We start from the raw sequence: 22,949 nt of genomic DNA on the forward strand, positions 1-22,949 counted from the left end.
CCACCAAACAGTCAAAATCCGAACCCAACGGGTTCGGATTTTGTATTTTTAATTCCACCAAAAGAAAACCAGACGAACACAATGCCAGCCATTTATATGCTTGGCGGGGTGTTCGTTTTGGTTTATCCACCTAAAATTTAAAAAGCCAAAAGTCTATTATACAGATTTTCACTGTATAATAGACTTTTTACATAAAGTGTTCGTTTTGGTTTATCCACCTAAAATTTAAAAAGCCAAAAGTCTATTATACAGATTTTCACTGTATAATAGACTTTTTACATAAAATACTTTAGTGAAAATTTTTATTTTATACTAAAATCCCGAAAGATTCTAAAATAATTGTTAGAATCAAATAAAAAGACGCTTGGCTATGATCAGGATTTTACTGTCCACGCGGCTTGGCGAGCAGAGGTGGACGCAGGCAGATCTTGCAAGGGCTACCGGAATCAGACCCAACACGATTGGAGAACTCTATCATGAGTTTGCCGAACGGGTCAGCCTTGAACATCTCGACTTGATCTGCGAAGCGCTTGGTTGCGAGCTATCAGATCTCATTGTTCGCGAGCCGAATAATGAGGTCAAGGTCAAGAGACGAACCGGCACACCCCTACATACTAAAAAATGAGCCAGTCTCCACCGACCCGGACATTCAGGCGTCTGGGGCTTTTTTATAGTTCCTCTCCATCAGGCAAAGTGAAGCGAATCTCAACAGAACACCCGAGAGCCTTAGCCAGTTCTCCGATATCCTTTTCGGTAAAATTATCCCGTGTCATTTTATTTGATAGGTTTTGACGTGTCTGGCCGGAAACCTCGGCCAAGTCGCCCATTGTCATTTTCCTGCGTTTCATAATTAAACGGATTTTTTCGGCAACCGAAATACCCATGCGCTCACCTCCTCATTTGTAATATACACCAAATCATGGAAATTGTCAAAAACTTTTTGCATTTTGCACAAAAAATCGCAACATAAGTTGACAAATAACACTAATTAGTGTATTATAATACTTGTAAGGCAGCGGTGAAAACCTCTTGCGAAAGGAAGTGAGGACCTAGACGGGATGACCACGGCAGAAATTAACAGTATCTCGAGAACATCGCGAAGCTGATTGAGGTCACCGCCCAAGACTGCGAAGCTGACGCTAAGATTGTGCGGGACAGTAAGGTCCGGCATAAAAAAGAGTAGCGACCCCCGCTAAAGTGCCGCTACTCAAATACCCCGAAAGGCAAGCCGGGAGCCTTACCCCGACCGCCTTGATTATAACCAAGTAAGGTGGAAAAATCAAGGCGGAACATGAAATGAAATTTTCTGGTATGAATATGGTTCTTAATATCCAACCAAGAAAGCCCGCTGGAGGATGCACCCCGGCGGGCTTCGCTTCTGTTCTAATCAAACAATTTTTTATAGATTGCAACGCAATCTATAAAAAATTGGCTTTCCGCGCCTGCAAATGGATTTTCCATGGTTGGCACATCCAGAAACAGCGGCGGATGCTGCGTTAAAAAGTCTCGGAACCCAAAAGGATCTCTGCATTTTTTGCCTTGCATTCTCAAGCTGTTTGCGAACAATCCAGCAATTCTTCTATTTTCAAACAAGCCCCAGAAACACCGTTAAGTAATTACATATAAGTACAATTTTCAAGCAAAATCCAGATAATTCTTATACTATAATTAATTTGTCAAGAGTGTTGACACCCTTGCGATAAAACGTGACTGATTCATACAATTATTTCCATAAACCATTATAAAACGAGGTGGGAGGAAATAATTATGAAGTACAATGAATCCAGAGTGATTTTGGCATGTAACCTTTTGGAATACTGTGCGCAGAAGCAGATCAGCCAGGAAGAGATGGCGTTTCAAATCGATCTCAGCGTCAAAAGCTACGCAGAAATCGAACGCGCAAAGGTCCATACAAACCTGGAAATACTCGACCGTATCGGCCAAGTGACAGGTATGCTTCCCGCCCAGCTATTGACGCCCCTCTGCCAGAGAATCCCCATAACCGCCAATCAATAGGCTGTAGGCCAAAGGGCCGGCGGCTTGACAGACTCCCCCGCTGCGGAGCATAATAAAGACAAAGAGGCGCTATCCACAGACGGTTAGCACCTACAGAATGCGGTAGAGATATGAGAACACGTTCTCCAAAAACAGTAAATTTCTACATAGAGATTTCAGATTATTTCCATAAATTAGTAAAATCCGGATTTACTCTCAATAGAAAGCGAATCCGGATTTTGTCATATGCCATAAAAGATGTGCCCATGTACGATGCTGGGCGATAAGCTTTGCCAAATGGGCGTTCTTTTAATTGTGTACAGCGCGCGCCGGTAAAAACCGACGCGCGCTGTTTGGCGAGCGCGTGTGGGAGTCGAACCCACCCAAACGGTTCTGCGCCATTCACACCGGTTTTGAAGACCGGGAGACACACCGGCGTCCATCCGCGCCCATCTATCATTTATAGACCTTCTCTTGGGATGTGCGCATCGCCGTCCCGGATGGTCAGCCCCACCGCGTCGAAATGCTCCAGGAGCGCCTGCGCATATTTCCGGGAAGTACCGAGCGCGTCTCGCAGGCCGGCAAGCGTGATCCCGGCGGAGCCTGCCGCGCGCGCAATAGCGCGCGCGGCCATATACGCGCTTTGCGAAAAGCAAAGCGCGGGCGCGGCGCGCACCAGCGCGCCGCGCCTGCACAGCAGGTCAAGCAGGCGCCCCCAGACATCCGCGGGAATCTTCGCGGATTCCAAGGCGGCCGCATCCTCCGGCGGCGCACAGCCAGCCGCCTCATAAACATCGAGCAGGCGCGCGGAAAGTTCCATATAAAGCGGCGTTTCGTAAGGCGAAAATCCTGGCAGGGACGCTGCATTCCCCAAACGCATCAACCTGCCTGTTCGTATTGCTTCGCCGGTCAGTTCTTCCGAAAATGCGTCGCGCAATTTTGGCAGCGGCATCCCATCGTCAAGCGGATGCGCTGCATGCCATTCTTTGACCGTCTGTGTCAGAGCGTACATGCGCGCTTCATACAACGTCTGTGAAAGCATGTATGAACCTAACTTCAAAATACGTTTTGCAGCGAACAGCTCATTGCAGGCAGCCTGCCGCTGATCGTCCGATTGCTCCCAAAAGAGCGTGCACAGATCTTGTTTTGTCAACAGTGCACGCGACATTTCATCGGCTATACAGTCTGCCAGACTGCCTTTTTCACGGATTTGCAGACGCACCAATCCGGCAGCGTTCAATTTTCCAAAGCGCGGCGCGCTGTCAAGGATAACGCCGCCGCCCACAGTTTCAACCGGAGAATAAAACCGCACAACAAAACGGTCGCCAAAGCGCGCGGCCACAGGCGTTTCCAGACGCAGACGCGCATATGCGCTTTCTCCCGGCCGGATTGCGCCGCCGCCTGGCAGTGACACCCGACAGACAACGCACGCCGTTCCAACTGACAGATGCAACCGTGCATTGTGTGCGATCGCACGCGGCTGCGATGGCAGAGTATAGAGCCGTACATCCAGCAATGTTCCTGCGCGACAATACACAGATGCAGATAATACAGCGCCGCGCTCAAGCTGTTTTGTCTGTCCGCCTGACAGATTAACCGCCGCGCGCTGACCAGCCGACACGCAGTCCACCGTTTTTCCAAAGCTCTGCACACCGCGCACACGCGCCATCTCTCCGGACGGCTGAAGCGTCAACAGATCACCAGGAACAGCACGGCCGTCCAGCACTGTTCCTGTAACAACGGTTCCAAAGCCCTTAACTGTAAATACGCGGTCAATTGGCATAAAAAATGGGCGGTCTGTACAGCGGACTTCAATGGTCTGCGCTTCCCGTGTCAACAGTGCGCGCAGCTCATCAAGCCCTTCACCTGTGGCAGTGGAGACAAACAGCATCGGCGCGCGCTCCAAAAAGCTCCCCGCAAACGCCTCAACAGCGTCCGTCTGTGCAAGTATACGTGTCTCCGAATCAGCCAGATCACATTTTGTCAATGCAACCACACCGCGCCGCGCGCCAAGCAGAGACAAAATCGCAAGATGCTCGCGCGTCTGCGGCATGACGCCTTCGTCCGCAGCCACGACCATCAACACCAAATCAGCCGCGCCCGCGCCGGCGAGCATATTTTTTACATAATGCGCATGGCCGGGAACATCGATCAAATCAGCCCGTATATCATCAGCCAGATTGAACGGCGCAAAGCCGAGATCGATCGTCATACCGCGCCGCTGCTCTTCCTCCAGGCGATCCGTGTTGATACCTGTCAGTGATCGGATCAGGGCTGTTTTCCCGTGATCAACATGGCCGGCCGTTACAATCAGGATCGTTTTCATGGAGCACACCCGGCTTTCACAGCGGCAGCAACGGCCGGGCATTCGTCGTCACGGATGGTTGCCGTATCTAAGAGCAGTTGTCCCTGTGAAATCCGCGCGACGACTGGCAATGGCGCGGCTGCGCGCAAGCGCGCCTCCAACGTCTCCACACGCAGCGCCGCAGGCAAAACTGCGACAGCAAACCCATCAAGCAGGGCTGTAGGCGCACATCCGCCGCCGACCGGCCGTTTCACCAGAATGATCTCAGTTGTACAATCGGCGCCTTCCTGTTCAATCAATTTATTTAAATATACAGCACGCGCGCGCAGCGTCTCAAGATCTGTACAAAGCATCCGCAACGCCGGTATCTCACCGCCGGCGCGCACCGGGTCGCAATAGAGGCGCAAGGTCGCCTCAAGCGCCGCCAGCGACAGCTTGTCCATGCGCAGCGCGCGCGCCAGCGGATGCAGACGCATTCGTTCAATCAATTCAGCGCGTCCAAGCAAGATGCCGGCCTGCGGGCCGCCAAGCAGCTTGTCACCGCTGAAGCAGACAATATCCGCGCCGTCGCGCAGTGTCCTCTGTACGGACGGTTCTCCGGAAAACGGATAAACCGCCTCGTTCAAGAGCGCACCGCCACCCAGATCCGCCACTGTCACCAGGCCATAACGCATACCGATCCGCACCAATTCACGAACTGAAACGGACTGTGTAAAACCAACCATCCGGAAATTGCTCGTATGCGCTTTAAACAGGACCGCCAGATCATTTTCCCTAGCGGCCCGCTCGTAATCATCGGCATGCGTGCGATTGGTCGCGCCGACCTCCACCACCCGCGCGCCGCTTTCCTCCAGAATATCGCGCAGACGGAACCCATCGCCGATCTCTACAAGCTCGCCGCGCGACACTGCCGCACCTTTTCCGCGCGACAGCGCGGTCAATGCGAGCAGCACCGCAGCGGCATTGTTATTGACAACAAAGGCAGCCTCACAGCCGCACAAGGCGCACAGCAGCTCCTCCACCACTGCGGTGCGGCTGCCGCGCACACCTGTTTCCAATTTATATTCAAGATTTGTATAATTGGACGCCGCCTCCTGCACGGCCACGCAAGCCGCATCCGCCAGCGGCGCGCGACCCAGGTTTGTATGCAGCGCAACACCGGTCGCATTGACCACATGGCGCAGCCGCATCGTTTGACCTGTGCACAGCCGCTGCAAAGCGGCTGTGCACAGGTCGGGGCGCGGCGGAATTGCGCGCGCTTCGCCGCGCAATATGGACGCGCGAAGCGCGTCCAGCTCGGCGCGGACCGCGCCGAGCACCGCCGCGCCCCCGTGCGCGCGCGCCGCCGCCTCAAGCGCCGGCGCGCGCAGCAGCACATCCGCGGCCGGAATGGAGCGCAGCAGCGTTTGCTGTTCATCCATCGCCTATCCCTCCGACGCCAAAATATTTAAAACAGCATCCGCTGTATAATCAATCTGTTCCTCTGTATTGAAATGGCCAAAGGAAAAGCGCACCGTTCCCTGTGGGAATGTCCCAAGCACCTTATGCGCGTTCGGCGCGCAGTGCAGTCCGCAGCGTGTCATCACCCCATATTCTGAATCAAGACGAAATGCAATCTCAGCATTGTCAGCCCCAATAAAATCGAGGGATACGACAGCCACCCGCCGCGCCGCGCTTTCAGCAACGATATGGATATGTTCATCCCCATACAGACGTTCAATAAACCGCTGCGCCAACGCCTGCTCTTTCTTACGAATCGTATCAATTCCGGTCTGCTCCAGATATTGTAAAGCAGCATGCAGGCCAAAAATTCCAGGCAGGTTCGGTGTTCCGGGTTCGAAGCGGTCCGGCAGCAGCTCCGGAACGGTCTCTAGGTCGGAAAAACTGCCTGTCCCGCCTGAAAGAAGCGGCGCCATCTGTGCGGCAAGCGCGTCATGCACCAAAAAACCGCCGATTCCCTGCGGACCCAATAAGCCCTTGTGCCCGGTAAAGGCAAGCGCATCAATATGCATGGTTTTCATATCGATTGGCTCAACGCCGCCTGTCTGCGCGCAGTCCACAATGAAGAAAAGCCCATGCGCACGGCAAAACGCACCGACGCGTTCAATCGGTAGAATCGTCCCGCAAACATTAGAGGCATGCGTCATGATCACCGCGCGTGTTTGTGGGCGCAGCAGCGAGGAGAGGCAGCTTTCCAGCGACGAATCCGGCAATTCCCCGGCCCGGTTGGCAGGGATGCGGTCAAACGATACGCCCTGCTGTGCAAGCTGCACAAGTGGACGCATGACGGCATTGTGCTCCATCGCGCTGACGAGCACATGATCACCCGGGCGCAGCAGGCCCTTGAGCAGCATATTGAGCGAAACAGTGATATTGGCTGTAAAAATAACGCCGCGCGGGTCTGGAAAATGAAACAGCCGGCAGAGCTGTTCACGCGTATCCAGCACGACTTGAGCGGCGGAATAAGCCGCTGTATATCCACCGCGGTTGACATTGCAGCCGATGTTGTCGATATAATCCGCCACTGCACGCGCCACATCCTTTGGCTTTGGATAGGAGGTGGCCGCATTGTCAAGATAGATGCGCTGCATCATCATACCGCCTTTCATTCGGGGTCCGTGCGGGACCATGCTTTCTTTATCTATTGTACTATGCCTGCAATCGTGAATTCTATATATATAGAAAATTTCTATATATAACCAAGCCTATATTCAAAAAAACAATTTTTCATTTCAACCTTCCGGAAGTATAATGACACCAAAGGATTCGCGATTCCACGATCATTTTTGTCGAAAGTGGTGTTTGTTTTGAGAGGGAAACAAAAAATGATTGGAGCGGGGTTGGTGATTGGAATCATCGCCGCTTTACTTGTTGTGTTTGGAAATCCCAAAAATATGGGGTTTTGTATCGCTTGCTTTATCCGTGATACCGCTGGCGCCGTGGGGCTGCATCAGGCTGCCGTTGTGCAATATATCCGGCCGGAAATTATCGGTTTGGTTCTGGGCGCGTTTGTGATCGCGGCGGTCAAAAAGGAATTCCTTCCGCGCGGCGGTTCCTCCCCAATGACACGGTTTGTCCTCGGATTTTTCGTCATGGTCACGGCGCTTGTCTTTCTTGGATGCCCGTTCCGCATGATCCTGCGCATTGCCGGCGGCGATCTTAATGCTGTTGTCGGAATCGTTGGCTTTGCAGTTGGCATTTTCGGCGGCGTCCAATTCCTTAAACGCGGCTACAGCCTCAAGCGCACCTATTCCGTTCCAGTGATTGACGGCGCGTGGTTGCCAGCCATTCAGGTTGTCTTTTTCGCGCTGCTCTGTGCCGCGCCCGCTTATATTTTGTTTAGCGAAAGCGGCCCCGGCTCCATGCGCGCGCCTGTCTGGATTTCGCTGGCGGCCGGGCTGATCGTCGGCGCGCTTGCACAGCGCACGCGTCTGTGTATGGTCGGCGGCATCCGCGATGTCCTTCTCTTTAAAGACTGGACCCTGCTGGCCGGCTTTGCAGCAATCTTGGCGGCGGCGCTTGTCAGCAATGTTGTTCTGAACGCGGTGTTTAGCGGTTATTTCAAGGTCGGCTTTATGGGCCAGCCTGTCGCGCATATCGATGGACTTTGGAACTTCCTTTCCATGTCCGCTGTGGGGCTCGGCTCCGTCCTGCTCGGCGGTTGCCCAATGCGCCAGTTGATTCTGGCAGGCGAAGGAAACTCCGACTCCGCTGTGACTGTCGCCGGATTTTTCGTTGGTGCAGCATTCGCCCACAATTTCGGCCTTGCCTCCGCCGCCACAGCCGTAGCGGAGGACGGCGCGATTACCGGTGGTCCGACCCTGGCGGGCAAATCTGTCACCATCCTGGCGCTAGCCGTCATGCTTATGATCGCATGGCTCAATACGCGCGAAACTGTCGCCGCGGATGCCAAACAAAAACAGGCCGTTTCATAAAGGAGGTTTTATTGATGGCTGATTGCATTGATGCGCGCGGGCTTTCCTGTCCGCAGCCTGTCGTTTTGACAAAAAATCTGCTGGCTGGATCTCCGGCATCCTGCGAGGTGCTTGTGGATAATCCAACCGCAAAAGAGAATGTCACGCGTTTTGCCGAACACGCTGGTTATCATGTAACGGCCGTGTCCGAAGGCGGCGACTACCGTCTGACGCTGACGCGTTGAACACAGGCGGAGGGGGATTGGATTTGGCCGATTACATCGCAACGTTTTTCACTCATTACGACGCAATTAAAAGTGTACGAACTCTGGCTGTGCACGGTATCCGCGCGCAGCTTTCCCCTGTTCCGCGCAGTCTTAGCTCCTCCTGCGGGACATGCGCGCGCTTTTCATGCGCCGAAGACCCAGCCCCTTTCATCGGCAGCGAGGCCGAACAAATTGTCCAAGCGGAAAACGGCCTGTTTGTCCCAATCCTTGACAACCGTTAATATATATTGTCTATAAACCAATTAATATAATAGAAATTTATAATTTCTATTATACACTGCTTCATGTTATAATTAGGACACGAACCAAGCTGATAAATCATCAGCACCCCACAAACTTACCACATTGGCAAAGCCGCCCCTACGGGGCGGCTTTTGTCGTTCTGCTGTAAAAAGAGAAATCCCCGCCCGCAGAATTCTGCGGGTAGGGATATAAAGAAAGGGGCCTTGGATTATACACAGCATCAGCGGATAATTGTACCTGTCTTTCCCTCGATGCCGTCCTTTGCTTTTTCAAGCAGCGTGATCAGCGCATAGCGGTCAGCCTTTGATTCGGAGAACTGGACGGCCGCTTGGACTTTCGGCAGCATTGAACCAGGCGCGAAATGGCCCTCGGCGATCAATACGCGGGCGTGTTCAGGCGTCAGCTCGGACAGCCATTCCTGATTCGGCTTTCCGAAGTTGATCGCAACCTTTTCGACCGCTGTCAGGATGATCAGGCAGTCCGCATCGACAAGCTCCGCCAAACGCGCGCTGCAAAAGTCCTTATCGATGACAGCGGCAGCGCCCTTGAGATGATTGCCCTCCGTCTCCATAACCGGAATCCCGCCGCCACCGGCGGCCACAACGACCTGCCCGGCATCCAGCAGGGCGCGGATCGTTTCAATTTCAACGATGTGCTGCGGCTTCGGCGAAGCGACCACGCGCCGCCAGCCGCGACCGGCGTCCTCAACAACCGTATATCCTTTTTCCTTGACAAGACGCTTGGCGTCCTCCTCGGACAGGAAATTTCCAATCGGTTTGGTCGGGTGCTCAAACGCCGGGTCGCGCGGATCGACGATCACCTGTGTAATAATCGTGGAAACAGGCTTTTTGATACCGCGGTCGAACAGCTCCTCGCGCAGAGCGTTTTGCAGATCATAACCGATATAGCCCTGGCTCATCGCGCCGCACACGGACAGCGGAACCACGCCGTATTTTGAATCGGACGCTGTGAGCGCAGCCATCGCCTTTTGAATCATGCCGACCTGCGGTCCGTTCCCGTGGGAAATGATGACCTCATGCCCCTCCTGAATCAAATCCGCAATCGCCTTGGAGGTCTGTTTGACGGCAATCATCTGTTCCGGGAGATTGTTGCCGAGGGCGTTTCCGCCGAGGGCGATAACGATTCTTTTTCCCATGATAAGTACCACCTTTATTCATATTTTGCACGCCTCTGGCGACAGCGGCGTTTATCTGACTGGCGGAGGGGCGGCGCAGGGACCGGCAATCAGCCGATCCAGCGCGCCGTTTTGCGCTCCTCGAGCGCCTTGAGCACCTGCTGTGGATCCTTGACCTTCGCTAAGAACATCATCGCTGCGATGACATACGGCTTGTAGCTCGCCTCTTTGTAAAGCGGCGTGCGATAACGGTCAAACACGGACGCCTCAACCTCGCCGTCCTTGCAGGAGACATCGTTGATATCGGCCGGCAGGCAGTGCAGATAAAGCGCCTTCCCGTCCTTTGTTGTTTTCATAAGCTCCTCGGTACAGCACCAATCCTTATGTTCAGCATTCTGCGCGAGCAGCTCCTTTTCAAGCGCCTTGATGCCTTCGCTGTCGCCCTCGCCATAGAGGTTTGTGCGCTTTTCCATCGCGGCGAACGGCGCCCAGCTCTTTGGATAGACGATGTCGGCGTCCTTAAACGCGTCGGCCATCGAACTGGTACGGCGGAAACTGCCGCCGGAAGCCGCCGCGTTCTTTTTAGCGACCTCCTCAACCTCGGGCATGACCTCATACCCTTCGGGATGCGCCAGCACAACGTCCATGCCGAAACGGGTCATCAGACCGATGACGCCCTGCGGGACGGACAGCGGCTTACCATACGACGGCGAATAGGCCCAGGTCATCGCGACCTTTTTGCCCTTGAGGTTCTCAAGGCCGCCGAATTCATGGATCAGGTGCAGCGTATCGGCCATGCACTGGGTCGGATGGTCGATATCGCACTGAAGATTGACAAGCGTCGGGATCTGCTCGAGCACGCCGTCGCGGTAGCCCTCGCGCACCGACTGGGAAACCTCATGCATATAGGCGTTGCCCTTGCCGATATACATATCGTCGCGAATGCCGATGACATCGGCCATGAAGGAGATCATATTTGCCGTCTCGCGGACCGTCTCGCCGTGCGCAACCTGCGATTTGCCCTCGTCGAGATCCTGGACCTCCAGCCCGAGCATGTTGCAGGCGGAGGCGAAGCTGAAGCGTGTGCGCGTTGAATTGTCGCGGAACAGCGAGATGCCAAGGCCGCTTTCGAAAATTTTCGTCGAGATATTCTGCTCGCGCAGATAGCGCAGCGCGTCGGCCACGGTAAAGACAGCTTCAAGCTCGTCGTTTGTTTTCTCCCAGGTGAGGAAGAAATCATTTTCATACATGCCCTTGAAGTTGAGCTTGTTAAGTTTATCGATATAAGCCTGCAATTTCTGATCCATTATTGTTACCCCTTCATAATCAATCGTCGGTGTGTTGCAGGCCGATTTTTGAGCACTGTAACAATTATATATACAGCATACACGAATCAGCCTGCTATTTCAATACATTTAGGTGTAATTTATGAAATATGTCGGTTTTTACGCCTCAAAACAAAACGCATTAACCAAAAATATCAATTTTTACAATCAATAGATTTGTGTCTTATTTACAATACATTGTCGGCAGCGCAGCATAGACGGCGGCACAGCGCACCAGGTCTTCCTTCCAGGTCTTTTCATTGGGGGCGTGCGCCTGGGCCTCCTTGCCGGGGCCGAAACCGATGCACGGGATCCCATAGCGGCCCATGATCGAAACGCCGTTGGTGGAGAAGGTCCACTTGTCGACCTTCGGCTCGCCGTACATGCCGCGGTACGCCTCGACCATCGCGGTGGTCGCCGGATGGTCCTCCGGGATGACCCAGGTCGGGAAGTACGCGTCGGTCGGATAGCTCAGCCCTGTCCAGGATGGACGCTCATATTTGTACATCGAAACCTCGGCGCCGTATTTCTTGACAGACGGCAGGCTGCGCACCTCCTCCAGCGCGGACTGGTACGTCTCGCCGTCGGTGAGGCGGCGGTCCAGAGAGACGGCGCACGAATCGGCGACCGCGCAGCGCGAAGGCGATGTAAAGAAGATTTCAGAGGTCGTCACCGTGCCCTTGCCAAGGAACGGGTCGAAATGCAGGTGGTTGTTCAGCTCGCGGATATCCTGGAGGATGTCGGCCATCTTATAGATGGCGTTGTCGCCGCGCTCCGGCGCGGAGCCGTGGCACGAAACGCCCTTGACGTCGACGCGGATCTCCATCCTGCCGCGCTGGCCGCGGTAGATGTTGCCGTCGGTCGGCTCGGTGATGACGACGAATTCCGGCTTCACCTTATCCTCATTGATGATATACTGCCAGCAGAGACCGTCGCAGTCCTCCTCCTGCACCGTACCGGTGACAAGCACCGTGTACTTGTCGGAGAGCAGGCCCAAATCTTTCATGATCTTCGCACCGTATACAGCCGAGACAATGCCGCCAAGCTGATCGGACGTGCCGCGCCCGCCAATTTCCTCGTCCGTCTCGAAGCCCTCATAGGGGTCGAACGTCCAGTTGTCGCGGTTGCCGACGCCCACGGTGTCGATGTGCGCGTCGTAGCCGACCAGCGTCTTGCCGGTGCCCATGTAGCCCATGACGTTGCCCATCGGGTCGATGACGACCTTGTCAAAGCCGACCTTTTTCATCTCGGCTTCAATGCGGCGGATGTGGCCTTCCTCGCCGCAGCTCTCGCCCGGGATAGCGACAAGCTCGCGCAAAAATTTTGTCATGTCGGCGCGGTAGCCCTCGGCCGCCGCTTTGATCTTCGAAAAATCCATTGTCGTTTCCTCCTTGCAGACTGCCTGTTTATATTCGGTACATGATCCAATCGTTCAGCGTGCGGACGGATGCGCCCCATCCCAAACGACACGCCTGTAATTTTCCGGGTCGGTGTCGCCCTCGGTTGAGAACATCAGCACGCGGCTGTTCTTATCGAGTCCAATCGCCTCGCGCAGCTCCCTGTAGTCGTCGTTTTCCATCAGCGTGGCGACAAGCCCCATGCCGACAGCGCCGCTTTCGCCGGAGACGACCTGCCGGTCGCCCTTGCACGGCGCGGCGAGCATGCGCATCCCCTTGGCCGCCACCCAGTCGGGACAGGAGACAAAAAAGCTGCTGTGGTTCTTTAAGATATCCCATGAGATCGTGTTCGGCTCGCCGCAGGCAAGCCCGGCCATGATCGTTTGAAGGTCGCCGTCGACGATGCGCAGATCCCCGTCGCACGCAACCGCGCCCTTATAAAGGCAGTCCGCGGCCTGCGCCTCCATGATGACGGTCGTCGGCGTGCAGTCCAAAAACAGGTTTGCAAAGTAGCCCTGCACCGCCCCGGCCAGCGAACCGACGCCTGCCTGCACAAAGATGTGCGTCGGACGGTCCACGCCGGCCTCTTTGAGCTGCTCGGCTGCTTCCGAAGCCATCGTCCCGTAGCCCTGCATGATCCACGCCGGGATTTCCTCGTAGCCCTCCCAGGCGGTATCCTGCACAACGACGCCGCGCGGCGTCTCGGCCGCTTCCGCGGCGGCCATGCGCACGCAGTCGTCGTAATTGACCTTTTCAATCGTAACCTTCGCGCCTTCAGCAGCGATGTTGTCAAAGCGGGGCTTCGTGCTCCCCTTTGGCATATGTACGACGGCCTTCTGTCCCAGGCGGTTGGCTGCCCAGGCGACGCCGCGGCCGTGGTTGCCGTCGGTGGCGGTGAAGAAAGTCGCCTGGCCAAACTCGTCGCGCAGCTTTTGAGAGGTCAGGTATTCATAGGTCATTTCGGAGACGTCGCGCCCGAGCTGCTGCGCGATGTAGCGCGCCATCGCGAACGAGCCTCCGAGCACCTTGAAGGCGTTAAGCCCAAAACGGTACGACTCGTCCTTGACGAACAGCCCGCCCAATCCGAGCTGCGCGGCCATGTTGTCCAGCCGCGCGAGCGGGGTGACGGAATACTGCGGGAAACTGCGGTGAAATTTGCGGGCCTTGGCGACATTCTCGAGCGACATCACGCCAAGCTGGCGGTCGTCGCTTTTCGGCATGCGGTTGGCGGCCCATTTGATCTGTTCCATACAAGCCATCCTCCTGTGAAAATCGATCCTGGTATGACTTTTTCCTTTAACCTCATCATAACACAGAAAGAAAGGAAGTCAATGCCTTTTCTTAAAAAAATTTTATTTATCTAAATATTTTTTTGATTTTGGCGATTTACCACTTGATTTCCCAACATATAGATGGTAGACTTATACCATAGTTATAAAAGTCGTACTATTTCAACGCGGCTTTTCCGCTTACTGGCCTGTCAGGATGGAGGACTTGTGCAATGTTTGAAATGATGGTAAACGGCGCGGCGGTTCGCGCCCAACGGGACGAAAAACTGATCGTTTTCCTGCGCGAAACGCTTGGGCTTACCTCGGTGAAAAACGGCTGCTCGGAAGGCGCCTGCGGCACGTGTATGGTCCTTGTCGACGGTAAGGCGGCCAAGGCATGCGCGCTCAAGACCTCGAAGTGCGCCGGCAAATCGATCGTCACCTGCGAGGGGCTCTCCCCGCGCGAGCGCGACGTTTACGCCTGGGCCTTTACAAGCTGCGGCGCTGTTCAGTGCGGCTTTTGTACGCCAGGCATGGTCATCAGCGCCAAGGGACTCATTGACTCTGTGCCCGACCCCACGCCCGGCCAGGTGCGCCAGGCGCTCAAAAACAATATCTGCCGCTGCACCGGGTACAAAAAAATTCTGGAGGCCGTTTTGCTCGCTGCTAAGTACCTGCGCGAGGGTCTGCCTGTTCCGCAAACAGCGCCCGGGCCGCGTGTCGGCGAAAACATGCCGCGTGTCGACGCGCCGGCCAAGGTATTGGGCGACGCCGAATATGCCGACGATATGCGCATCCCCGGGATGCTTTACGGCAGCGCCGTGCGCAGCGCATACCCGCGTGCACGCGTTCTCTCCATTGATGCTTCAAAGGCGCGCGCCGTCCCCGGCGTCGCCGCCGTCATCACGGCCGCCGACCTGCCCGGGAATCAGAAAATCGGCCACCTCAAAAAAGATTATGATGTGCTGATCCCTGTGGGCGGGATCACGCATTTCCTTGGAGACGCTGTGGCGCTTGTCGCGGCTGAGACAAAAGAGGCGCTCGAGCAGGCAAAACAACTCGTCGCGGTCGAATACGAGGAGCTGACGCCCGTCCTTTCGGCCGCGGAGGCCATGGCGGACGGCGCGCCACAGGTGCATGAAAGCGGCAACCTGCTCGCGCATGAGCATCTTGTGCGTGGCAACGCGGAGGAGAAAATCCGCCGCTCCAAATATGTCGTCACACGCCGTTACAGCACGCCGCCGACCGAGCACGCGTTTTTAGAGCCGGAGACGGCGGTCGCCATGCCCGAGGAGGACGGCGTTGTGATCTACAGCGCCGACCAGGGGATCTATCAGACAAAGCGCGAATGCGCCGAGGCGACGGGTCTGCCGCCTGAAAAGGTGCGCGTCGTCGCCAAGATGGTCGGCGGCGGCTTCGGCGGCAAGGAGGATATGAGCGTCCAGCATCATGCGGCTGTGCTCGCTGTGCTCACGCAGCGGCCCGTCAAGGTTTCCCTCACGCGCGCTGAAAGCATTCTTGTCCATCCAAAGCGCCATGGCTTTGAAATGGAGTTTACGACGGCCTGCGATGAAAACGGCCGCCTCACCGCGATGAAGGCGACGCTCGTCGCGGACACCGGCGCATACGCGTCGCTCGGCGGGCCAGTGCTCCAGCGCGCATGCACGCACGCGGCCGGGCCATATAACTATCAGGATATTGAGATCGACGGCAAGGCTTACTACACAAACAACCCGCCGTGCGGGGCGTTTAGGGGTTTCGGCGTGACGCAGAGCTGCTTTGCGACCGAATGCAATCTGAACCTGCTGGCCGAAATGGTTGGAATTACCCCTTGGGAAATCCGTTACCGCAACGCAATTCGTCCCGGCCAGGTGCTGCCCAACGGGCAGCTCGCCGATGAAACGACGGCGCTTGTCGAAACGCTCGAGGCGGTCAAGCCGTATTACGACGCGCATCCCAAGGCGGGTATCGCCTGCGCGATGAAAAACAGCGGCCTTGGCGTCGGCATCCCGGACGCCGGGCGCTGCCGCCTGACCGTTGAGGGCGGGCGGGTGCATATCCGCACAAGCGCCGCCTGCATCGGGCAGGGGCTTGGCACGATCGTCACACAGATCGCCTGCGAGACGGCGGGCCTTTCAGCGCACGAAGTCGTCTACGAGACGCCCGACACGGCCGGCGCGCCGGATTCCGGCAACACGACAGCGTCGCGCCAGACGCTCTTTACAGGCGAAGCGACACGGCGCGCGGCCCTGCGCCTCGCCGAGGCGCGCGGCGGCGGTCCGCTCTCAGCCTTAAACGGCCGTGAATTCCTCGGCGAATACCTCGGCGCGACCGACAAAATGGGCTCCGACAAGCCCAATCCCGTCAGCCATATTGCCTATGGTTACGCCACCCATCTCGTTGATCTCGACGACGACGGCCGCATTTGCAAGGTGATCGCGGCGCACGACGTGGGGCAGGCTGTCAATCCAATCAGCGTAGAGGGACAGATTGAGGGTGGCGTCGTGATGAGCCTCGGCTATGCGCTGACTGAGGACTTCCCGCTTGCAGACGGCCGTCCGACCGCAAAATTCGGTACGCTCGGACTCTTTAAGGCCGACCGCACACCCGACGTTGAATCGATGATTGTCGAAGGTCCGGCGCACTCCGAACTGGCCTGCGGCGCAAAGGGGATCGGCGAAATCGCTTCAATTCCAACGCCTCCCGCCGTCCAGCTCGCCTACTATAACCGCGACGGCATATTCCGCACGCGTCTGCCGCTCGAACAGACGCCGTACAGCCGCAAAAAATAAAAGCTCCAGCGCGCCGTTTTGCCTTGCGCAAAGCGGCGCGCATCCTATATAATAAAGGAAACATCCGGCCTGCGCGCAGCGTGGGCCGCAGCAATGGAGGTCGCGGCGATATGGGAGGTTCTCTCAAACTGGGATGTATTTTTCTTGCATCCGGACAATCGAAACGGTTTCAGGGCAACAAGCTGCTCTCTGAATTTAACGGGCGGCCGATGATTGAAACGGTGCTTGGCAATTTTCCATGCGAACTGTTTAACCAGACGATTGTTGTAACGCGTTATGCCGAGGTCGCCGTCACGGCGGCACAGCGCGGATTTACGGTTGTTGAAAACGATGGTGCGGACGACAGCATCGCCCGCACCATCGGCCTCGGCCTTGACGCGCTCGCGCCCGATCTCGACGGCTGCCTCTTTTCCGTCTGCGACCAGCCCCTGCTGACCGCGCGCAGCATCCAGGCGATTGTCGATGAATTTCGCGCGCATCCTGGCGCCATTGTGGCGCTTGGCTACCATGGCAAGCGCGGCAACCCGGTCCTGTTTCCGCGCGCGCTCTTTGGGGAGCTTGGCGCGCTCGCGCCCGGACAGTCGGGCGGCGCGGTCGTCGCGGCACATATGCCGCTTTTGCGCATTGTGGAGACGAAAAACCGTCTCGAGCTGGTCGACATCGATTACCGCGCCGATGCCGACGCCCTCCGCCCGCTTTTTTGAAAAAAGCTCCGGCCTTTTTGAAAAAAGGCCTCGGCGAAAAACTTCCCGGCCTTTTTGAAAAAAGGCCTCRGCGAAAAACTTCCCGGCCTTTTTGAAAAAAGGCCTCGGCGAAAAACTTCCCGGCCTTTTTGAAAAAAGGCCTCGGCGAAAAACTTCCCGGCCTTTTTGAAAAAAGGCCTCGGCGAAAAACTTCCCGGCCTTTTTGAAAAAAGGCCTCAGCGAAAAACTTAGTTCGGCTGCGCCGCGAACAGTGGGGCGGGCGCAGTGAAATGATCTCCCTCAAGACGTACTGGCGTGCGCCCAATACGATCGCGCCAAGCAGAGGTGGGGATAACATAAGGGGAGGGGTCGCTCGACCCTCCCCTTGTGAGGCGCGCTGAGGGGCGCTGCCGCGGCTTGTCCGCGCCCGGCGGCTATAGCCGCCGGAAAGCCCCGAATAGCCGGCCGGGCAAGCGCAGCGACCGGCGGTGAGTGACCCGCGCACGGGTCACGCGCGCCCCCCGGCGGTGAGCGACCCGCGCACGGATTGCGCGCGCCAGGCTGCCCCCAGCAAAATCCGTGACAGACGCTGCGCGGCTGGCGCGGATTTTGCAATCTCCCGCTTCCCGAAAGAAAAGGCCCGTGACAACAAAGCTGTCACGGGCTTGTTCTTTTGACGATGAATCGCCGCGATGTCACCGGTACAATTCGGATTTTCCACGCGCGACGAACGCCCCGCGATGCGCGCGGATCACTTCCCCATCGGACACGACCTGTTCGCCGCGCAGGAAAACGGCTTTCGCGCGGCCGCGCACGGCCGTCCCCTCAAACGGCGTGTAATCACAGTTCTGATGCTGCGTCCGCACGCTGATCACACCGCTGTATGACGGGTCCCATACAACGATATCGGCGTCCGCGCCCGGTGCAACGACGCCCTTGCGCGGATACATCCCGAACAGGCGCGCCGTGTTTTCGGAAAGCATGGCGGCCATCTGCCCCTGTGTCATGCGGCCTGCTTCGACGCCGTATGTATAGAGCGCAGCCGGCCGGTGCTCCACACCCGGCATTCCATTGGGGATTTTCATGAAATCGCCGCGGCCAAGCTCTTTTTGTCCCTTGAAATTGTACCCGCAATGATCCGTGGAAATTGTGTCGATCTCATTGTTTAAGATGGCGTCCCACAGCGCCTCACGGTCGGCGGCTGTACGCAGCGGCGGCGAACAGACATACTTTGCCGCCTCAAAATCCGGCCGCTCATAGAGCGATTCATCAAGCATGAGATACTGCGGGCAGGTTTCAATATATACCTGCTGCCCCCGTGCCCGCGCGCGCCGCACCTCCTCCAGCCCCATCCGCGTGCTCAGATGGACGATATTAACCGGCGTATCCGCCGCCCGCGCGATATAACAGTATCGTGCGACCGCTTCCGCTTCGACATAATCAGGACGCGCGAACGGATGGCAGCGCGGTGACAGTTTGCCCGCACGGCGCAGTTCCCCGGCCAGTTCATTGATCAAATCGCCGTTTTCACAGTGCGTCCCGACGATTCCGCCGATCTGGTTGACGCGCTTTAAAACCTCATAAACCTGCCCATCCGGCAGGCGCAGATTGTCATACGCCAGATAGAGCTTAAACGATGTCACGCCGGCCTGCGCCATATCGTCAATCTCCCGTGAAACCGCGTCGTTCCAATCGGTGATCGCCATATGGAATCCATAATCGCACGACGCTTTTCCATCAGCTTTCGCATGCCAGTCCGCGAGCGCCTTCGCCAGTGTCCCGCCGCGGTTCTGTGTTGCGAAATCAAGGATGGTTGTCGTCCCGCCGCAGACAGCAGCAGCCGTCCCTGTTTCGAAATCGTCCGACGATACTGTCACGCCGTTATCCATATCGAGATGTGTGTGCGCGTCGATAAATCCCGGAAACAAAAGGCATCCGGACGCGTCAAAGAGTTCGCAGCCGTTTTCCGGCAGTCCCTCCCCAACCTGCGCGATACAGCCGCCCTCGATCAGCACATCGGCCGCGCGTGTCCCGCGCGGCGTTACGACACGCCCATTTTTAATCAAAACTTTCATATCAAACTCCATTCTGCCGCTGAACGTCAGTCTCGGGGCTGTTGACAAACCAAGCCATGCCGAAAACGAGAGCGGTTTTTCGGCGGATAAAGAAAAAACACAGGCAAGCCTTTGAAAATTCACGAGTATTTTTGTGAAAGATGCCGGAATAAAGCGCCGCTGTTTGGGATACAGCGACTTTGTCAACAGGCCCAGTCTTAGAACCTGTATTCACAATCGCCAAGCGCCGTCCAGGCGGGCTGTCGCCCGGCAAGAAAATCTATCTTGACCGGGCACAAATCCCCTCGCCTGTCCGGCGTCCTCCGGCTGTGAATACAGGTTCTTAAACAGAAGCGAAAAGCTCCGCCAGCGGCTGTGGAGCTTTCCGCACGTCAATTTTGGCCGCCGCATGAAGGAAGATCAAAACGGGCTTTAGGGCGGGGCAAAGCCCCGCCCTGATTTGTTAAAACAGGTATGTGTAGTCGCGGCGCGCAGCCCGGATCAGCGCGGCCAGCTCAGCGGACATGCCGCCGTCCGATTCGCTGAGCGTGTAGTCGGCCACCTGTCCGTCCAGGCGGACACGGTACGTCTGCCGCGCGTCGTCGAGCAACAAGAAACCTTCATTTTTGCTGTCGTTAAAATCAGCCTCGCTCCAGAACAGCGTAAATTTCTCCTTGTAGGGCGCGCTGTCATACGGGCAGAACGTAGCGCAGTTGCCGCATTCGTTGCACATGCCGTCGATGTGGATGATTTGACGCATACGCTTGCCCGGTACATGTACGGCGATATTGGCGCGGTTTGGGCAGACGTCGGCGCAGCATTCGCAGACGGTCGCGCATTCCAGGCAGCGGCCCGGTTCTGTGCAGCCCTCGCCCTCCGGGTAAAGGGCGCCTTTCTTTTGAAGCGCGTGGTTATAGTCGGCGGATACGTTTTGGCAGGTGCAGCGGTCCGCCGCGATGTCTGCGATCGCCCCAGCGGCCTTCATCGCGTCCGCAATCGCCTCGACGACCGTGGCAGGCCCGCGGAAAGCGTCGCCCGCTACATAAACGTTTTTCACATTCGTCTCCAGCGTCGCTGCGTCGCATTGCGCACGGCCGTGCGCGTCGACTGCGATGCCGTTCTTTTCATAGAATGCCGTATCGACCTGTTCGCCGACGGCCGCGATGACCGTATCGGCCGGCAGTTCAATTGTCTCGCCTGTCGCGACCGGACTGCGGCGTCCGGTCGCGTCGGGCGCGCCAAGCTCCATGCGGCCGCAAGTCAGCACACCGCCGCGGACCCCGACCGGCGCAAGCAGCTCGCAGAACTCCACGCCGTCCTCGATCGCCAACGCAAGCTCCTCCTCGTCCGCCGGCATATAGCGTTTTGTACGGCGGTAAACAAGGCGCACCTTCCTAACGCCCGGCACGCGCACGGCCGCGCGCGCGGCGTCCATCGCAGTGTTGCCGCCGCCGATGACGACCACGTTTTCACCGAGTGAAAGCGACGCGGCGTCGCGGTTGTAGGCCGTTAAAAATTCCAATACGCCCATCGGCTCGCCATATTCAAGCTTGAGCACGCCCGGTTTCCAGGCGCCGACCGCGAGGATCACATGTGTAAAGCCCTTCGCCTTGAGTTCGTCGACAGAACCGACCTCGGCTCCGGTCACAAACTGCGCGCCCGCGGCCTTTGCGAGCGCGACGTCGTTGTCAATCGCCTCCCCAGGGATGCGGAACGACGGGATCACATGGCGCACAATGCCGCCGAGCGTCTCCCGCTTTTCGAATACGGTGACAGATACGCCGGCGCGCGCCAAAAAATACGCCGCCGCGATGCCCGCCGGCCCGCCGCCGACGACCGCAGCCTTTACGTCCGCGATGGGAGCGGCCTTCTCCATACCTGCCGTCAGTTCCCGGAACGCATGCTGCGCGCACTCCAGCTTCACGGCGCGGATGTGTACGGAATCCTCATAGAAATTGCGCGTACATTTGTCGGCACAGTGATGCGGGCAGATGGTCCCTGTAATAAACGGCAGCGGATTGCGCGCGGTGATGACGCGCAGCGCCTCCAGGTATTTGCCCTGCCCCGCCAGGCGCAGATATGCCGGGATGTCCTGCTCAATCGGGCAGCCGGACCGGCACGGCGCTTCGAAACAGTCGACAAGAGGGACTTTTCGCTCCATCTTGCGGCTGGGCAGCGGCTTGATCGGCTTGCGGTAATACGGGTCGATCATCGCGTCCTCGACAAACTCGCACACCTTGGCCACATGCACGCCTGAAAACGGCTGATCTCCACAGTTATAAAGCTTTTCCGCAAGCTGGTAAAGGCGCTGATAACCGCCGGGTTTTAAAAGCGTTGTGGCCAGCGTGATCGGCCAGATCCCGGCCGCAAACAGCTTCTCAATATTATAGGCGTCCGCACCGCCGGAATAGGAGATGCGCAGCTTGCCGTCAAACTCCTTGGAAAGAAGCCTGGCGACGGAGATCGTCAGCGGATAAAGCGACCGGCCGGACATGTACATTTCATTTCCGGGCAGCTCGCCGGCGGCGATATCGACCGGGAAGGTATTCGTCAGCTTGACGCCAAAGGTCAATCCCTTGCCGTCGGCCAGCGCCTGGAGCCGCCGGATCATTGGCACGGCGTCGGCAAACTGGAGATCCTCCTTGAAATGGTGGTCGTCAAACGCGATGTAATCAAAGCCGAGCGCATCCATTGTCTGGCGCGCGTATTCATATCCAAGCAGCGTCGGGTTACACTTGATGTAGGTGTTCAGACCCTTTTCTGTCAGCAGGTACGTCGCGATACGCTCAATCTCCTGCGGCGGGCAGCCGTGCAGCGTCGACAAAGTGATCGACGTGCAGATATGCGGCGTAATTGCTTTGACAAACGCAGCGTCAATGCGCGGCAGGCGCGCAAGGTTGTCAAGCGCCCAGGCTTTACATTCCGCCCACACCGGCGACGCAGACGCGTCCTTTAGCCCTTCGATAAACGCGTCGATCTTCGGGGATTTTATCCCCTCCAGATCGTACCCGACGCTCATATTAAAGATAAATCCGCAGTCGTCGCCCAGGCCGAACGCGCGGGAAATCAGCTTGAGCGCGAACCACGCCTTGACATATTCGGCATACGCCTCCGGCACGCGCAGCTCAGTCGACCATTCGACATTGTAGCATTCATCCTCCGCGCTGATGCATGGCTTGGCAACCGGCAGGTCCTCGCCGTCGAGCTGCTGTACGGTTTTTAATTCAAAAAAGCGGCTGCCCGCGGCATAGGCCGCGACGATATTCTGCGCCAACTGCGTATGCGGGCCGGCTGCCGGCCCGAACGGGGCCTCCATCCGCTCGCCGAACAGCGGCAGCATTTTGTCGCCGGACTGGTGGCGGAACAGCTTCGCCACGCCGAAGATGCTCCCCTGCGTCTGGTATTCCGTAATGATCCAATCCATCAGCTTGCCGAACGCAATCGGCCTCATACGATCGCCCATAAAAAATTCCTCCCATTTTTGCGGGGCCTTCTGCCGGCCCGCCCCATTGCATCTGTGACCGGCCGTAGTCCGGTCCTATCCGTAATAT

At 57.0% G+C, this 22,949-nt stretch carries 18 protein-coding genes and 1 tRNA gene; 8 read left to right on the plus strand and 11 right to left on the minus strand.

The genetic code is table 11. The features are described 5' to 3' along the window. The first annotated feature begins 370 nt into the window (after positions 1 to 370). Positions 371 to 625 carry a helix-turn-helix domain-containing protein gene (locus FMM72_RS12425; RefSeq protein ID WP_162221611.1) on the plus strand — a complete coding sequence of 85 codons (255 nt, stop codon included), beginning with the start codon at positions 371 to 373 and terminating at the stop codon, positions 623 to 625. A 43-nt stretch (positions 626 to 668) separates the two neighbouring features. Here the strand turns inward: FMM72_RS12425 and FMM72_RS12430 are convergent, their stop codons facing one another. Beyond that, positions 669 to 884 (minus strand): helix-turn-helix domain-containing protein, encoded by a 216-nt coding sequence (locus FMM72_RS12430; protein ID WP_160211083.1) that lies wholly within the window; start codon positions 882 to 884, stop codon positions 669 to 671. A gap of 412 nt (positions 885 to 1,296) precedes the next feature. Here FMM72_RS12430 and FMM72_RS12435 point away from each other — a divergent pair, with 412 nt between their 5' ends. Together FMM72_RS12435 and FMM72_RS12440 are read left to right on the plus strand one after the other, a co-directional pair. Then, positions 1,297 to 1,500, plus strand: coding sequence for a hypothetical protein (locus tag FMM72_RS12435; protein ID WP_162221612.1), 204 nt, complete (start codon positions 1,297 to 1,299; stop codon positions 1,498 to 1,500). A gap of 267 nt (positions 1,501 to 1,767) precedes the next feature. Beyond that, on the plus strand, positions 1,768 to 2,016 hold the full coding sequence (locus FMM72_RS12440; RefSeq protein WP_162221613.1) for a helix-turn-helix domain-containing protein: 249 nt from the start codon (positions 1,768 to 1,770) through the stop codon (positions 2,014 to 2,016). Positions 2,017 to 2,349: 333 nt separating this feature from the next. Here FMM72_RS12440 and FMM72_RS12445 read toward each other — a convergent pair. The 4 genes from FMM72_RS12445 to FMM72_RS12460 all read right to left on the minus strand — a co-directional run bounded on the left by FMM72_RS12445 (position 2,350) and on the right by FMM72_RS12460 (position 6,891). Next, positions 2,350 to 2,446 (minus strand) — tRNA-Sec (locus tag FMM72_RS12445). 9 nt (positions 2,447 to 2,455) lie between these two features. Further along, entirely contained in the window at positions 2,456 to 4,321 is a 1,866-nt protein-coding gene (gene selB, locus FMM72_RS12450) for a selenocysteine-specific translation elongation factor (protein WP_162221614.1), read from the minus strand. Continuing rightward, complete coding sequence (selA, locus tag FMM72_RS12455) at positions 4,318 to 5,721, minus strand: L-seryl-tRNA(Sec) selenium transferase (RefSeq protein ID WP_162221615.1); 1,404 nt, start codon at positions 5,719 to 5,721, stop codon at positions 4,318 to 4,320. Before selA ends, selB begins: the two co-directional genes overlap by 4 nt. Positions 5,722 to 5,724: 3 nt before the next feature. Continuing rightward, positions 5,725 to 6,891 (minus strand): aminotransferase class V-fold PLP-dependent enzyme, encoded by a 1,167-nt coding sequence (locus FMM72_RS12460; protein WP_180322923.1) that lies wholly within the window; start codon positions 6,889 to 6,891, stop codon positions 5,725 to 5,727. Positions 6,892 to 7,125: 234 nt separating this feature from the next. Here FMM72_RS12460 and yedE point away from each other — a divergent pair, with 234 nt between their 5' ends. From yedE to FMM72_RS12475, 3 genes are read left to right on the plus strand one after another with little or no spacing between them, the layout of a single operon-like run. Further along, on the plus strand, positions 7,126 to 8,235 hold the full coding sequence (gene yedE / locus FMM72_RS12465) for a YedE family putative selenium transporter (RefSeq protein ID WP_162221617.1): 1,110 nt from the start codon (positions 7,126 to 7,128) through the stop codon (positions 8,233 to 8,235). Between the two features lie 14 nt (positions 8,236 to 8,249). Continuing rightward, positions 8,250 to 8,459: a sulfurtransferase TusA family protein gene (locus FMM72_RS12470; protein WP_160210732.1), complete on the plus strand. Its 210-nt coding sequence runs from the start codon at positions 8,250 to 8,252 to the stop codon at positions 8,457 to 8,459. Between the two features lie 23 nt (positions 8,460 to 8,482). Further along, complete coding sequence (locus FMM72_RS12475; protein WP_160210731.1) at positions 8,483 to 8,722, plus strand: DUF3343 domain-containing protein; 240 nt, start codon at positions 8,483 to 8,485, stop codon at positions 8,720 to 8,722. A 242-nt stretch (positions 8,723 to 8,964) separates the two neighbouring features. Here the strand turns inward: FMM72_RS12475 and arcC are convergent, their stop codons facing one another. The 4 genes from arcC to dpaL form a co-directional block, all read right to left on the minus strand. After that, positions 8,965 to 9,900, minus strand: a complete 936-nt coding sequence (gene arcC / locus FMM72_RS12480; protein WP_160210730.1) for a carbamate kinase — start codon at positions 9,898 to 9,900, stop codon at positions 8,965 to 8,967. Between the two features lie 89 nt (positions 9,901 to 9,989). Then, a complete protein-coding gene (gene ygeW, locus FMM72_RS12485) occupies positions 9,990 to 11,186 on the minus strand; it encodes a knotted carbamoyltransferase YgeW (protein WP_160210729.1) in 1,197 nt (398 codons plus the stop codon). Between the two features lie 202 nt (positions 11,187 to 11,388). After that, positions 11,389 to 12,582 (minus strand): YgeY family selenium metabolism-linked hydrolase, encoded by a 1,194-nt coding sequence (locus tag FMM72_RS12490; RefSeq protein WP_162221618.1) that lies wholly within the window; start codon positions 12,580 to 12,582, stop codon positions 11,389 to 11,391. A gap of 54 nt (positions 12,583 to 12,636) precedes the next feature. After that, entirely contained in the window at positions 12,637 to 13,851 is a 1,215-nt protein-coding gene (gene dpaL / locus FMM72_RS12495; protein ID WP_160210727.1) for a diaminopropionate ammonia-lyase, read from the minus strand. A gap of 251 nt (positions 13,852 to 14,102) precedes the next feature. On the opposite strand from dpaL, the gene xdh reads away from it, so the two are divergent. Further along, entirely contained in the window at positions 14,103 to 16,661 is a 2,559-nt protein-coding gene (xdh, locus tag FMM72_RS12500; protein WP_162221619.1) for a selenium-dependent xanthine dehydrogenase, read from the plus strand. 110 nt (positions 16,662 to 16,771) lie between these two features. Continuing rightward, positions 16,772 to 17,365, plus strand: coding sequence for a nucleotidyltransferase family protein (locus tag FMM72_RS12505; protein WP_162221620.1), 594 nt, complete (start codon positions 16,772 to 16,774; stop codon positions 17,363 to 17,365). A gap of 674 nt (positions 17,366 to 18,039) precedes the next feature. Here FMM72_RS12505 and hydA read toward each other — a convergent pair. Then, positions 18,040 to 19,419 (minus strand): dihydropyrimidinase, encoded by a 1,380-nt coding sequence (hydA, locus tag FMM72_RS12510; RefSeq protein ID WP_180322924.1) that lies wholly within the window; start codon positions 19,417 to 19,419, stop codon positions 18,040 to 18,042. Positions 19,420 to 19,861: 442 nt separating this feature from the next. Further along, a complete protein-coding gene (ygfK, locus tag FMM72_RS12515) occupies positions 19,862 to 22,861 on the minus strand; it encodes a putative selenate reductase subunit YgfK (protein ID WP_162221622.1) in 3,000 nt (999 codons plus the stop codon). Between the last annotated feature and the right edge of the window lie 88 nt (positions 22,862 to 22,949).

Source organism: Anaerotruncus colihominis (genome assembly GCF_010206195.1).
GTDB lineage: Bacteria > Bacillota > Clostridia > Oscillospirales > Ruminococcaceae > Anaerotruncus > Anaerotruncus colihominis_A.